11 protein-coding genes are annotated in these 12,946 nt (G+C 73.5%); 5 read left to right on the top strand and 6 right to left on the bottom strand.

The window, feature by feature from the left end; genetic code table 11:
* Positions 1 to 78 precede the first annotated feature (78 nt).
* Positions 79 to 1,773: a ricin-type beta-trefoil lectin domain protein gene (locus ACFZA0_RS11350; protein WP_391014286.1), complete on the bottom strand. Its 1,695-nt coding sequence runs from the start codon at positions 1,771 to 1,773 to the stop codon at positions 79 to 81.
* Between the two features lie 384 nt (positions 1,774 to 2,157).
* On the opposite strand from ACFZA0_RS11350, the gene ACFZA0_RS11345 reads away from it, so the two are divergent.
* Positions 2,158 to 2,622, top strand: a complete 465-nt coding sequence (locus tag ACFZA0_RS11345) for a hypothetical protein (protein ID WP_391014284.1) — start codon at positions 2,158 to 2,160, stop codon at positions 2,620 to 2,622.
* A gap of 95 nt (positions 2,623 to 2,717) precedes the next feature.
* A complete protein-coding gene (gene fxsT, locus ACFZA0_RS11340; RefSeq protein WP_391014282.1) occupies positions 2,718 to 4,901 on the top strand; it encodes an FxSxx-COOH system tetratricopeptide repeat protein in 2,184 nt (727 codons plus the stop codon).
* Here fxsT and ACFZA0_RS11335 read toward each other — a convergent pair whose 3' ends face one another.
* The gene (locus ACFZA0_RS11335) at positions 4,902 to 6,005 is read right to left on the bottom strand and encodes an aminotransferase class I/II-fold pyridoxal phosphate-dependent enzyme (RefSeq protein ID WP_391014280.1); all 1,104 of its coding nucleotides are present in this window, start codon (positions 6,003 to 6,005) and stop codon (positions 4,902 to 4,904) included.
* Positions 6,006 to 6,252: 247 nt separating this feature from the next.
* Between ACFZA0_RS11335 and ACFZA0_RS11330 the strand changes: the two genes are divergently transcribed.
* Both ACFZA0_RS11330 and ACFZA0_RS11325 read left to right on the top strand, forming a co-directional pair.
* Positions 6,253 to 6,579, top strand: coding sequence for a metalloregulator ArsR/SmtB family transcription factor (locus tag ACFZA0_RS11330; RefSeq protein WP_391014278.1), 327 nt, complete (start codon positions 6,253 to 6,255; stop codon positions 6,577 to 6,579).
* Positions 6,576 to 7,094, top strand: coding sequence for an SRPBCC domain-containing protein (locus tag ACFZA0_RS11325; protein ID WP_391014277.1), 519 nt, complete (start codon positions 6,576 to 6,578; stop codon positions 7,092 to 7,094). Before ACFZA0_RS11330 ends, ACFZA0_RS11325 begins: the two co-directional genes overlap by 4 nt.
* Positions 7,095 to 7,148: 54 nt before the next feature.
* On the opposite strand, the gene ACFZA0_RS11320 is transcribed toward ACFZA0_RS11325, so the two are convergent.
* From ACFZA0_RS11320 to ACFZA0_RS11310, 3 genes are all read right to left on the bottom strand, one after another.
* Positions 7,149 to 7,790 carry an MBL fold metallo-hydrolase gene (locus ACFZA0_RS11320; RefSeq protein WP_391014275.1) on the bottom strand — a complete coding sequence of 214 codons (642 nt, stop codon included), beginning with the start codon at positions 7,788 to 7,790 and terminating at the stop codon, positions 7,149 to 7,151.
* Between the two features lie 148 nt (positions 7,791 to 7,938).
* Entirely contained in the window at positions 7,939 to 8,370 is a 432-nt protein-coding gene (locus ACFZA0_RS11315) for a MarR family transcriptional regulator (RefSeq protein ID WP_391014273.1), read from the bottom strand.
* A gap of 9 nt (positions 8,371 to 8,379) precedes the next feature.
* Positions 8,380 to 9,465, bottom strand: a complete 1,086-nt coding sequence (locus ACFZA0_RS11310) for a helix-turn-helix domain-containing protein (protein WP_391014271.1) — start codon at positions 9,463 to 9,465, stop codon at positions 8,380 to 8,382.
* Positions 9,466 to 9,576: 111 nt separating this feature from the next.
* Here ACFZA0_RS11310 and ACFZA0_RS11305 point away from each other — a divergent pair, with 111 nt between their 5' ends.
* Positions 9,577 to 10,302, top strand: coding sequence for an SDR family NAD(P)-dependent oxidoreductase (locus ACFZA0_RS11305; protein WP_391014269.1), 726 nt, complete (start codon positions 9,577 to 9,579; stop codon positions 10,300 to 10,302).
* A gap of 50 nt (positions 10,303 to 10,352) precedes the next feature.
* Here the strand turns inward: ACFZA0_RS11305 and ACFZA0_RS11300 are convergent, their stop codons facing one another.
* Positions 10,353 to 12,746: a copper resistance protein CopC gene (locus ACFZA0_RS11300; protein ID WP_391014267.1), complete on the bottom strand. Its 2,394-nt coding sequence runs from the start codon at positions 12,744 to 12,746 to the stop codon at positions 10,353 to 10,355.
* Positions 12,747 to 12,946 lie beyond the last annotated feature (200 nt).

The raw sequence follows: 12,946 nt of genomic DNA, 5'->3' as shown, positions 1-12,946 counted from the left end.
GGGGCCGGCCCCCCGCACGCCGACGGGCCCCGCGGCAGTGCCGCGGGACCCGTCGGTGTACCGGAGAAGGGATGGGGCTCAGGCCACGGAGAACTTCTGGGCCGCCGAGCCGTTGCAGTCGTAGATCTGGAGGCGGGTGCCGTTGGCCGTGGCGCCCGACGGGGAGTCGATGCAGCGGCCCGTGGTCGGGTTGGAGATCGAACCGTTGGCGTTGGCCACCCAGTTCTGGTAGCCGCCGCCGTTGCAGGTGGCCAGTTGGAGCTTGGTGCCGTTGGCGTTGACTCCCCCGGCGATGTCCAGGCACTTGCCCAGGGTGCGCAGGGTCTGGCCGCTCCAGGTCCACTTCTGGTCGAGCGCGGTCGCCTGCTGGCAGTCCCAGAGCTGGACCGCGGTGCCGTCACCGCCGGTGTTGTCGCCCGCCACGTCCACGCACTTGCCGCCGGGGCCGTAGACCGGGGCGCCGACGGTGAACTTCTGCGCGGCCGAGCCGTTGCAGTCGTAGATCTGCAGGCGGGTGCCGTTGGCCGTGGCGCCCGACGGGGAGTCGACGCAGCGGCCCGTGGTCGGGTTCTTCAGGGAACCGTCGCTCTGGCTCACCCAGTTCTGGTAGCCGCTGCTGTTGCAGGTGGCCAGTTGGAGCTTGGTGCTGTTGGCGTTGACGCCGCCCGCGATGTCCAGGCACTTGCCGAGGGTCTGGAGGGTCTGGCCGTTCCAGGTCCAGTGCTGGTCCTTCGCCGCCGACTGGCAGTCCCAGAGCTGGACCGCGGTGCCGTCACCGCCGGTGTCGTCGCCCGCCACGTCCACGCACTTGCCGCCGGGGCCGGTGATCGTCTGCCCGGTCGCCGAACCGGTGCCGCCGCCGCCCGAGCCGGGCGCCTTGTTGTACACGGCCACCGAGTCGATCACCAGCTTGCCACCGGAGACCGTGGCCGCGTTGGGGCCACCGCCGAACGCGGCCGGGAAGCCGCCGCCGATCGCCAGGTCGTAGATGATGAAGAAGGGGTGGTCGATCGCGTCGGCCCAGGTGGTCGCGTCGACCTGGTTGGCGTTGACGGTGAAGAAGTTGGACCCGTCGAGGTAGAAGCGGACCTGCTCCGGCGAGACGGAGCGGTCGATCTCCACCGCGTAGTCGTGGAAACCGGTCTGGCAGCCCGAACAGGCGCGCTCGCCGGAACCGATGCCGGTCGACTCGTTGCACGGGCCGCCCGGGTTCACACCGCAGTGGATGGTGCTGAAGTCGCTGCTGCGGCCGTTGATGTCCTCCATGATGTCGACCTCGCCGGACTTCGGCCAGGTCACGCCGTCGCGCAGCGTCGAGCCGAGCATCCAGAAGGCCGGCCAGTAGCCCGCGCCGTTGGCCGTGGTGACGTTGGGCTGCTGGAGGACGGACTCCATGCGGACGACACCGCCGGCCGGGGCGCCGAAGGTCGCCGCCTGGGTCTCCACCCGGCCGGAGGTCCAGCCGCTCGCCGGGTCGGACCCGGAGTGCAGGGCCTGGAGCACCAAGTGGCTCTGGCCGTCGTAGTAGACGTTGGACGTGCTGTTGGTCATGGTCTCGATCTCACCGGTGCCGAACGAGCTGCCGGGACCGGTGTCGTACTTCCACAGGCCCTGGTCGATACCGGTTCCGGAGGCGCCGTTGAAGTCGTCGCTCCAGGTGAGGGTGAAGCCCGAGGGGGTCGGGGGGACCGCCGCCTGGGCGTTCGTCGAACCGACGAGGGTGGTGGCCGCCACCGTGAGGGCGACCACCGGGAGCAGTGAGAGCGCTCTCAATCGCGCACGAGGGCGTCTTGCCCAGCTCAAACGCATTTCGTCCGACCTCCGCGGGGGATGGGGGGATGGGCGGGCTCTCACCCGCCGCTGCACCGCTTCTGACGGATCGTCACCAAGGCGCGGTGCCGACGCGCGTCGGTCCGTACCGGGGGGTGCGGGCGACTCTGCGTGTCATGAACACAGCTTGTCGGCGGGTGGGGAGTTCGACAAGACGGTCGACACACACAACTTTCGTACAGGCAGCCGCACTTGTGCCGCGGACGGCGGCACCGCCGCCTCCGGCGCCCCACCGCCCGGCCTGTTCGGTTTCCGTCCGTATCGGTAGCAACTGCGCCTGTCCGGTGTTTACTTGACGTAGGCGACAGCGTGGGAGGGACGGGGACGGTGCCCATACCCGGACTGGAACTGGTGGCGGGAGCAGCGGTCGGCTACCTCGTGCGGAAGGTTCGGCGGGTGGGTTCACGCGCCGACGGCGAGGTCGACCGGGTGCTCGACGAGGGCATGGACGCCCTGCACGACCTGGTCAGCGGAGTCGTCGGCGACGATCCCGCCGTCAACCGGCTGCTGGAACAGGCCGGCGACGGCGAGGTGACCGAGCGCACCACCCGGCGCGCCACGGACGCGATCGCCGACACGGCCGAGGAACACCCGGATTTCGCCGACGAGTTGGCCGGTCTCGTCGACCGGTTGCAGCGCCACGAGGCGGGCCTCGTGCAGCACGGCGACGGCGGTGTCGCCGCGGGGCGCGACGTGCGGGCCGAGACCGGCGGCGTCGTCGTCGGCGGGGACGTGTCGGGGGGAGTGACGACCGGGCCCCACCCTCCGCAGCCGGAACCGCGCGAGGGCTGAGCGGTTCCGGGGAGACGTCCGCCCAGCCGTCGATCACGGCCGGCACCGCGGCGATCGGCGGCGGAGTCGTCGCCGCGCACATCGACCACGTGCACGTGGGGCCGCCCACGCCCGCCCTGTCGTCCAACGGCGCGCCCGCCCGGTCCCGGCCGATCCGCGCGCTTCCGTCGCGCAACCAGGCCTTCACCGGGCGGGCCGCCCTCCTGGAACGCGTCGACGCCGGCGTGCGGCGGGCCGGGGAGGCCGGGGCCGAGGACCGCGGTGTCGTGTCGCTCATCGGGACGGGCGGCATGGGCAAGACCCAGCTCGCCCTGGAGTACGCGCACCGTCACGCCGACGAGTACGGGCTCGTGTGGTGGGTGGGCGCCGACCAGCTCGACGCGGTCATGGCGAGCCTCACCGCCCTGGCCTCCCAGCTCGGGCTCACCGCGGTCCAGCCGACCCTGCTGATCCGGGCGCTGTGGGTCGAACTGGCCGCCAGGCGGGACTGGTTGCTGGTCTACGACAACCTCGACGACCTCGGCGCCATGAACGACCTCCTGCCGCCCGACGGGGGCAAGCTGCTCATCACCGGCCGTGATCCCCGCGTCGGACGGATCGGCAGGCGCATCGACGTCACCGAGTTCGAGCGGGACGAGTCGATCACGCTGCTGTCGCGCCGCTGCCCGTCCCTGTCCCCCGGCGACGCGGACCTGGTGGCCGCCGCGGTGGGCGATCTGCCCCTCTCGGTGGAGCAGGTCGGCTGCTTCCTGGACGAGACCGGGCTGGCGACCGCCGACTACCTCACGCTCCTGCGCTCCCAGCCGACCGAGAGCGGCCTGGACGACCGTACGGTCGCGGCGCACCCCGGGCTGGTATCGGTCGTCGTCGCCAGCCGGGACCGGCTGCTGACGACCGGCGGTCCGGCGGCCACCGGCCTGCTCGACCGGCTGGCGTTCCTCGCCCCGGAACCGATCCCGCTGGGCTCCGACCCCGCCGTGGGACCGCCCCGGTTCGGCGTCCGGCTCGGCGACACCGCGACGGCCGCGCTCGCCGTCCGCAAGATCGTCGCCCTGGGGCTGGCGCGGCACGCCGACAACGCCCTCCAGATGCACCGCCTCGTGCACTCCCTGCTCCGGGCGAGACTGCCGCTGGCCGAGCACGCGGTGACGCACCACGCCGCCGAGGAGCTGCTCGCCACGATCACGCCGGGCGACCCGGACACCCCCGAGTCGTGGCCCGAGTACGGACTCGTCGTCCCGCACGTGCGCGAACTCCTGTCGGCGGCGGCGACGTTGCCCGGGATCCAGCTCGACGCGGAGGCGTTCCGCACCCTGGTGCTGAAGGTGCAGCGGTATCTCTACGTCTCGGGCCAGTCCCGGTCGGCGGTCGGCATCTGCCGGATGACGCGGGAGTCCTGGACGGCCCGGCTCGGCCCCGACCACCCGGACACGCTCCACTCCGGCCACAACCTCGCCTCCAACCTCTTCGAGGTCGGTGAGTACGCGCAGGCGCGGGAGGTCGACCAGGACGTCTGGGAACGTCGTTCCCGGGTCCTCGGCACGGACCACCCGGACACCATCCGCTCGGCGCACCAGCTGGCGGCCGACCTGTGCGACCTGGGGGACTTCGCGGGGGCGCGGGCGCTGGACGAGGAGGGCTGGGGGCACCGCCGCCGCCTGCTCGGCGAGCACCACCCCGACACGCTCCAGTCGGCCCACTACCTCGGCTCCGACCTGTACGAACTCGGTGAGCTGGAGCAGGCCCGCGACATCAACGCGGAGGTCTGGAAGTGGCGGCGGCAGGTCCTCGGCGAGGACCACCCCGACACCCTGCACTCCGCGCACCACTACGCCTCCGACCTGTGCGACACCGGCGAACCGGAGCGGGCCCTGGAGCTGGAGCGGTGGGTGCTGGAGCGGCGGCGCCGGCTGCTGGGCGCGGACCACCCGGACACCCTGCGCTCCACGCACTACCTGGCCATCACCCTGCACCGGATGGCCGACTACCCCCAGGCGCGCGCGCTCAACGAGGACGTCTGGAACCGGCGCCGGCTGCTGAACGGCGAGGACCACCCCGACACCCTGCGCTCGGCGTACAGCCTCGCGGACGACCTGCGCGCCCTGGACGACCACACGGGCGCCCGCGACCTGCACCGGGACACCTGGGAACGGCGGTGCCGGGTGCTGGGCGAGAACCACCCGGACACCCTGCGCTCGGCCCGCGCGTACGCGGTCGAGGTGCCCGGGGACGCGCAGGAGCCGCCAGCCCCGGTGGCGGAGGTGCCCCAGTCCCCGTGATCAGCCGGTGCGGATCTCGTCCCAGAGGTCCGCGATCACCGTCGCGGCGTGGCCGATGATGTCCGGGTCGCGCAGCAGGGCCATGCGCAGGTGGTTGCGGCCCAGGTGCGGTGACGACCAGTAGAACCGCTCGCCGGACAGGACGTGGACACCGCGTGCGGCGAGGAGCTTGCGCACGTCCTCCCCGTCCAGTCCGTCGGCGGTCACCTCCAGCCAGGCCAGGCCCAGCTTCCCGGTGTCGTCCGCCCGCAGGAACGAGGACGGGACCGCGTCCAGGAAGAGCTTCCGGTTCGCCGTGACCAGTTCCCGCAGGTAGCGGCCGCCGTCGGCCTCCGCGAGCCGCGCGAACTCCGTGATCAGCCGGACGGTGAACGGCGAGAGGTGGAGCAGGAAGTCCGAGTGCGTGCCCACCACCCCGTCGACCAGCCGCGGCGAGACGCTGAGGAAGGGGGCCTTCAACTCGGCGGCGGGCCACACCTTTCCGGTGTCCTCGATCACGAAGCAGTCGATGCCGGACGCGGCGAGGATGCCGTAGTGGTCGTAGACCTGGTCGCCGGTGAGGTAGACCCGGAAGCAGCCGTCGAGAACGAGGATCTTCCGCTCGGCGCGGCAGTACTCGACGATCCGGGTGAAGGCCTCCTCCCCGACCACCGTGCCGGTGGGGTTGTTGGGGCTCACCAGGAAGATCACGTCCGCGGTGAGCGACGCGAGCAGTTCGTCCAGTACGGCGGTTCCGCCGGTCAGCGCGGTCTCCGGAAGCGGCTGGAGGGGCACGCCGTGGCGCAGCAGGATGTCCGCGATGTTGTCGAAGCAGGGCTCGATCAGGGCCACCGAAAGCCCCCTGACACGCAGCAGGTTGGCCACGATCTCGACGCCCATCGACGCGGAGTAGCACATCAGGCCGGTGAAGTGGTCCGGCAGGTACGACTGCGCCCCGAGCGCGAGGTAGCGGCGGATGTAGTCGGCCTCGGCCCGTCGCCCGCCCCGGCGGTCGGACTCGGCGAAGTAGCGTGCCGAGTCGGCGATGATCGCGGACTCGGCCTCGGTCCAGGAGCGGAACGCGTGACCGTCCGACAGATTGTGTTCGAACGGGAGAGCATCCACCTCCTCCTGTGTGAGATTGCGCTCGACCACCATCACCCCTCGTGTGTCCGGATCGACCGTTCCTCGCCACGTATCGCCTCTGATCGTCTCTCTCCGCCCTCGCTGTCCGCAAGGTCCGGGCTCATCTGCTCATGACCCAACTCACCTTGTTCGCAAGGGTCGTGGTGCATTTGCGCAGCCGAACAGGGCGCATCTCCGTTGCGCATGTACCTTGTTGGTTACGTACCGAGCGGGATACATTCACGTCGTGGATGCTGCTCTGCACGCGATGTCGGACCCGAACCGGCGCGTCATTCTGGAAGCGTTGCTGCGAGGACCGGCCACCGCCGGAGACCTGGCGGGACTCGTGCCCATCGCCCGGCCCGGGGTCTCACGGCACCTGCGGGTACTGCGCGAGGCCGGACTCGTCGAGGTCGAGCAGGACGCGCAGTGGCGCGTCTACCGGCTGCGCCCGGACCCGTTCGCCGAGGTCCACCAATGGCTGGAGCACTACCGGCAGTTGTGGGAACAGCGCCTGGACGCCCTGCACACCGAAGTGGCGCGGGGAAAACACGAGCGAGGGAGCACGACATGACCGACGTCGCACCCGGCGGCCCCCGGATCACGGGAACCCTGCGGGACGAGGGCGGGCGGGGGGTCGTCCGCGTGGAGGACGTGTACGACACCGACGCCGCCGACCTGTGGCAGGCGCTGACGCGGCCGCAGCGGCTCGAACGCTGGCTCGCGCGCGTGGAGGGCGACCTGGAGGTGGGCGGCGAGTTCCACATCCTGTTCACGAGCGGCTGGGAGGGGCCGGGGCGGGTGGACGTGTGCGACGAGCCGCACCGCCTGGCGGTGACCACCGGCCGGGGTTCCGACGAGACGGTCGTCGAGGCGGTGCTGACTCCCGAGGGGACGAAGACCCGCCTGGTGATCGAGGAACGCGGCGTCGGACTGGGCGAGTTGGCCGCGCACGGCGCCGGCTGGCAGGTGCACACGGAGGACCTGGCCGCCCACCTGGCGGGTCGGGAACCCAGCGACTGGCTCACCGGCCAGCAGGCCCTCGCCCCGGCCTACCGCGCCATGGAGGTCGCCCGGGTCGAGGGGTAGCGGCCCCGGCGGTGCGCCGGGGCCGGGGACGCCGCCCCGGCCCCGGCCGCTCCGTCAGAGGTCGACGCTGTCGCCCACCGGGAGGATGGTGAGCGGAACGCCGGTGAGGCCGTTCTCGCCGAGGAGGCCCACCGCGGACTGCTGGCCCAGCTCGCTGAGCAGCAGCTCGTGGATCTGGATGGCGCGGCGCGGGCGCACCGCGCGGACATAGTCGGCCGCCTCGCCGAACTTCGCCCAGGGGCCGCTGGTGGGCAGCAGCAGGGTCTCGACCTCGGCGTCCGGCACGAAGTACGCGTCGCCGGGGTGGTAGACCGAGCCGTCGACCAGGTAGCCGACGTTGTCCACGCACGGGATGTCCGCGTGGATCACCGCGTGCTCGTCGCCGAAGACCTTCACGTCGAAGGCGCCGACCGTGAACGCGTCACCGGCCACGACCGTGCGCACCCGCCCGTCGTGGTCGCCCAGCTTCTCCAGGACCACGGCGGGGCCGAAGACCAGCAGCTCGGGCTGCTCCTTCAGGGCGGTGGCGAGCAGGTCCTCGTGGAAGTGGTCGAAGTGCTCGTGCGTGACCAGGACGGCTGCGGAGCCCGCGACGGTGTCCGCGGCGTCGGGCGTCATGGTGCCCGGGTCGACGACGATCTTCGTGCCGTCCTTCTCCAGTACGACGCAGGCGTGGGCGTGCTTCGTCAGCTTCATGTGCTTCTCTCCCGGATACCGCGACCAGCGAAGCGCAAATCGCAAACAACATGTACAGCGTAACTGTACACCTGAAGGCATGCCTCCGCCCTGCGAGAGGTCCGGGCGCGCGGCCGGCCCGCGGCCCGGGGCGGGGCCCGGGGCGGGGTCAGTCCTCCGGCGAGTACGCGGAGAGGCGGTTCAACAGGTCGGGCAGGGCCTCCAGTTGGGCCCGCTCGTGATCGTCGAGCACGTCCGCGATGCCCGCGGCCACCCAGCGGCGTCGCGCCTGGCGGTCCTGTTCGAGTGCCCCCACCCCGCCCGGGGTGATCGTGAAGAGGAAGCCGCGCCCGTCCGCCGGGTTGCGGCGGCGCTCCACGTACCGGAGTTCCTCCAGCTCCACGATCGTGCGGCTCATGCTCTGGTGCCGGACGCCCCGGCGGTCGGCGAGCGCGGCGATCGAGAGGTCGCCCTCGCGGTCGAGGAAGCCCAGCGCCAGCGAGTGGGGCAGCGGGAGCGCGTCCGTGTGGGAGCGGGTGGCCCGCACGAACCGGCCCACGGAGACGCGCAGCCGCTCGGCGAGTTCTTCGTTGGCAGTCATGGCGGAACTTTACAGATTTGCTGTGCGGCGGCTCTCGTCCGGCGGTCGCGCGACCCGCTCCCGCGCCGCCGCGCGGGCGGACTCCGCCAGCCGGGCGAGCCGGCCCGCCGACTCGGTGTGCGGCTCGGCTGTGTACATGACGATGCGCAGGTCACCGCGCTGCGCGGCCAGGACGTCGCAGTCCAGTTCGAGGCGGCCGGCCTCAGGGTGCAGCAGCACCTTCGCCGCATGCTCGTGGTCCGCCACCCGGCGGGCGTCCCAGAGCGTGCGGAAGCGTTCGCTGCCCGCGCACAGGTCGGCGATCAGGCCCGCGAGCCGCGGGTCGTCGGGGTAGGTCGCGGTGCTCATGCGCAGGTCGGCGACCATCGACACCTCCAGCGGGTCCTCGTCGCCCGGTGCATGCACCCAGCGTCCGCCGCCGACGACGAAGTGCCGCCAGAGGGCGTTGCGGGCGTGTCCGGGGCCGGGAGCCGACGGCGCGGGACGCGTGTCCGGCGGGCCGAGCGCGTCCTCCGGTTCCCGCGCCGGGTCCCCGACCACGGCCGTCCACACCGGGTTCCACAGCAGCAGCGACCACATCGCGTCGTAGACGGCGACCGGGTACTCGTCCGTGCGGTCCAGCAGCCGGCGGACGCTGGACGGCACCACGCCGCTGATCCGGCGGGCGCCCACCACGTGGCCCGCGAGCCGGAACAGGTACGTCTGCTCGTCGTCCGTGAGCTGGAGCGCGCGGGCGAGCGCCGCGCAGACCTGGGCGGACGGCGCGGCGGCGCGGCCCTGCTCCAGCCGCACGACGTAGTCCGCGGACACCCCCGCCAGCATCGCCAGCTCCTCGCGGCGCAGGCCCCGGGTGCGGCGCCGGCCGTTGACCGGGAGGCCCAGGTCGGCGGGGGCGAGACGCTCGCGCCAGGTGCGCAGGGACGTCGCGAGTCCACCGTTCGGTTCGCCGGCGCCGTGGGCGCCGTTGGCGCCGTTCGCGCCGTTCGCGCCGGGCGGTGCCCCCCGCGCCGCTCCGGACCCGTCGCCGGGTGGGGTTCCGGGCGCCGTCGCGCGGCGCGGCTGGGGTCTGGGCGCGTACCTCGGTCCGTCCGTCATCCTCTCCATCGTCGCAGCCCCGGCGACGTCACGGGCGCCCGATCCTGGTACCGCCGGTCCCAGGAAGAGGCTTCGCTGGCACGGCCCCGCACCCGGACGCACTGTGGGGACATGACCACCGACACCGCCGGTACCGCCGGCCCCACCGTCACCCTGATCACCGGCGCCAACAAGGGCCTCGGGTTCGAGACCGCGCGGCAGCTCGTCGCCGCGGGGCACACCGTCTACGCCGGCGCCCGCACCGAGGAGAACGCCGTCCGGGCGGCGAAGGAACTGGGCGCCCGCCCGCTGCTCGTCGACGTCACCGACGACGCCTCCGTGCGGGCCGCCGCCGAGCAGGTCGCCGCCGAGGCGGGCGTGCTCGACGTGCTCGTGAACAACGCCGGCATCGCGGGCAGCCACCAGCCGGCCGACGAGCTCACCGGCGACGCCGTCGCCCACGTCCTGGCCACCAACACCGTCGGTCCGGTCCGCGTCCTGCACGCCTTCCTGCCGCTGCTGCGGCGCAGCGCGCACGGTGTCGTCGTCAACGTGGGCAGCGGGCTCGGCTCGTTCGGCCGCGTGCACGAGACCGACCGCGTCGAGTCGCAGATCGTGGCACCGGCGTACACCGCCTCCAAGGCCGCCCTGTCCATGCTGACCGTGCAGTACGCGAAGGCCTTCCCCGAACTGCGCGTCAACGTCGTCGACCCCGGCTACACCGCCACCGACCTGAACGGCTTCAGCGGCCCCCAGACCATCGAGGAGGGCGTCGCGCCCATCGTGCGGGCGGCCCTGCTCGGCGCGGACGGGCCGACCGGGACGTTCTTCGACGGGGCCGGGGTGTGCCCCTGGTGAACCCGCGCCGCCGCGCGGCCGCGCGGCGGTGAACAGCGGTCCGGTGGGCGCTAGTCGACGATCGTCACGCGCCTGGTCACGGTCACCTCGTCCAGTTCCGAGACCCTCACCGTGGTCCGCATCAACCAGGTCCCCGGGAGGGGGAGGTTGAGGTCCGCCGTGCCCCAGTACCCGCCCTCGTCGGTCAGCCCGGCGTCGAACGGGCCCAGGTCGCGGCCCGGGTGCGTGAACGTCACGCGGAGCTCGGGAACCGTGGCCAGCCCGCCGTCCGGGCCGAACACCACCGCCTGCACGGTGTTCACCCCCACCCGGCCCGGCTCCAGGGTGACCTGCACGCTGCCGTGGCCGTTCGGCGTGCCGACGTCGAAGGGCACGCTCGTCACGAGCGCCCCCGGACCGGCCGCGGGGGCCGCGGAGGCGACCCGCGCCGCCTCCGCCCGCGCCCGCCCCGGCTCCGCGCCGGTCAGCACGGTCGTGAGCACCAACACGAGGACACCCAGGGCGACTTCGGCCAGAACGGAGCGTCGGAGGATCCGGACGTCCGGACGGACCCGCCCGGGGGCCGGCAACCCGGGCTCAGCGGGGCGGGTCCCCGCGTCGCCCCGGGCGGCCCGCTCCCCCCGACCGCCGCAAGCCCCGGCCGCCTCCTCGACCTCGGCAGCGGGGGCCAACACCCCGGCGGTACCGACCGGTTCGGGGAGCGAAATCCCCCGCACCGCGACACCCCCGTGAGTCCACGGCAGGTCGGCGCGAGCCCCGGCCGCCTCCTCGGCCTCGGCAGCGGGGGACAACGCCTCGGCGACATGGACCGGTTCGGGGACCGAAGGATCGGGGCTCGCGTCGCCCCGGGAGGACCGCCCCCGGTCGGAGCAGGCACGGGTCGCCTCCTCAACCTCGGCAGCCGGGGACAACACCCGCGCTGCGCCCGCCGGTTCAGACACCGAAGCCCCCGGCACCGCGACACCCCGCCCGGAGCCAGCACCGGCCATCCCTTCCACCTCGGCGATCGGGGTCAACTGCTCGCTGCCACACGCCGGTTCGGACGCCGAGGCCCCCAGCACCCCGACGCCCCGGGCGGGCCGCCCCCGGTCGGCGTGGGCCCCGGTCGCCCCCGCGACCCCGGGAGCCGGGGACAACACCCGCGCTGCGCCTGCCCGTTCGGGCACCGGAGTCTCCGGCATCGCGACACCCCGGGCGGTTCGGCGCCGGTCGGTGGTGGTCCGGCGGGACGTCCAGCGGCGGGAGTACGCGGCCGCTGCGAGGAGGAGTACGACGGTGATCGTCTTGGCGAGGAGGATCCGGCCGTACGCCGTGCCGGTGAGCGCCTGCCAGGAGCCGAGGCCGCGCCAGGACTGGTAGACCCCCGTCACGACCAGCACGGTCACGGCGGCGAACGCCGCTCGGGAGAAGCGCGCGACCGTCTCCGCGGCGGCTTCCACGTCCCGGCCCCCGCCCCCGGCACCGCGGTTGAGCATGGTCAGCAGGGCCACCAGGCCGCCCATCCACACCGCCATGGCCAGCAGGTGCAGCACCGCCGACGCCACCGCCAGGGGCACCTGCACCCCGGCCGACGCGTGGTCGGCGGCGGCCCAGGTCAGTGCCAGTGCCACGGCGAGCGCGCCCCCGGCCGCCGCCACCCCCGGCGGCATCCGCCCCGGCGCGGGGCGCGCGGTGCGCACGGACCGGCGCGCGAGGACGGCGGCAGCCGCCAGCAGCACCAGCCGGGCGAGGAGTGCCTGCCCGGGGCGGCCCGTGAGGGTGCGGGTGGCCGCGGAGCCGCTGAAGGCGGCGGCCGGCCCCTGTCCCGTCTCGTACGGGGCGCGCAGCACCAGCAGCACCAGCGTGGAGGCGAGCAGCGTCCACGCCCCGGCCGCGAACGGCGTGCGCAGGGCGGCCGGTTCGGGCGGCCGGCACAGCATGACGAACGCGGCCGTTCCGACGAGCAGGGCCACGGCGACGTAGGCGACGTACCGCGCGAGGTCGTACAGCGCGCCGGTCAGCGGGTCCTCGACCGGGCCGGGCCGCACGGTCGCGGCCGTCGCGGACGGTCTGCCGACCGAGAAGGTGAACGCCCCGGACACCGGGTGGCTGTCCGCCGAGACCGCCCGCCACGCCACCGTGAAGGTGCCGCGTCCGCCGCCGGAACTCCCGCCGGGCCGGGCGGGCAGCGCGACGCGGACCGTGTCGGGCCGTCCGGCGGCGTGCCGGGGCGTCCCCGTGCGCACGCGGTGCCCGTCGGGGCCGAACATCCGCAGGGAGTCGTCGAGCAGGCCCACCGACTCCGTGAACGTCAGCGTGACGAACCGGGGCGCGACCGCGAGAACGCTTCCGTCCTGCGGATCGCTCGCGCGCAGGACCGCGTGGGCGGACGCGGTTCCCGCGCCGCCGAGCACGAGCAGCAGCGCCGACAACGCGAGCGAGAGCGGCAGTGCCGCCCACTTCAACCGCCGCGTGTAAGGCAGGAGATGGAACGATGTTGCCCGTTTTCCGCCTGCCCGTGACGGCAGTTGACGCACCCCTGGCCGACGGCCGGCCGTCTCCCCCTTCAACTGCGCCTCCCCATGAGCCCGTACGCCCCCGCCCCCTCGGTGGTCGACCGAGGGGGCGGACCGCCCGGTGGCGCGGGGACGGAGGCGGTCCGCCA

Origin of the sequence: Streptomyces sp. NPDC008150 (assembly GCF_042956945.1) — a bacterium.
GTDB lineage: Bacteria > Actinomycetota > Actinomycetes > Streptomycetales > Streptomycetaceae > Streptomyces.
The sequence above is the reverse complement of the archived record's forward strand: the minus strand, read 5'-3'. Positions and strand labels throughout refer to the sequence as shown.

Coding starts and splice junctions, on each gene's coding strand:
- ACFZA0_RS11325 (WP_391014277.1), top strand. CDS start 6,576: ATGACCGACGTCGCACCCGGCGGCCCCCGGATCACGGGAACCCTGCGG.
- ACFZA0_RS11315 (WP_391014273.1), bottom strand. CDS start 8,370: ATGACTGCCAACGAAGAACTCGCCGAGCGGCTGCGCGTCTCCGTGGGC.
- ACFZA0_RS11310 (WP_391014271.1), bottom strand. CDS start 9,465: ATGACGGACGGACCGAGGTACGCGCCCAGACCCCAGCCGCGCCGCGCG.
- ACFZA0_RS11305 (WP_391014269.1), top strand. CDS start 9,577: ATGACCACCGACACCGCCGGTACCGCCGGCCCCACCGTCACCCTGATC.
- ACFZA0_RS11320 (WP_391014275.1), bottom strand. CDS start 7,790: ATGAAGCTGACGAAGCACGCCCACGCCTGCGTCGTACTGGAGAAGGAC.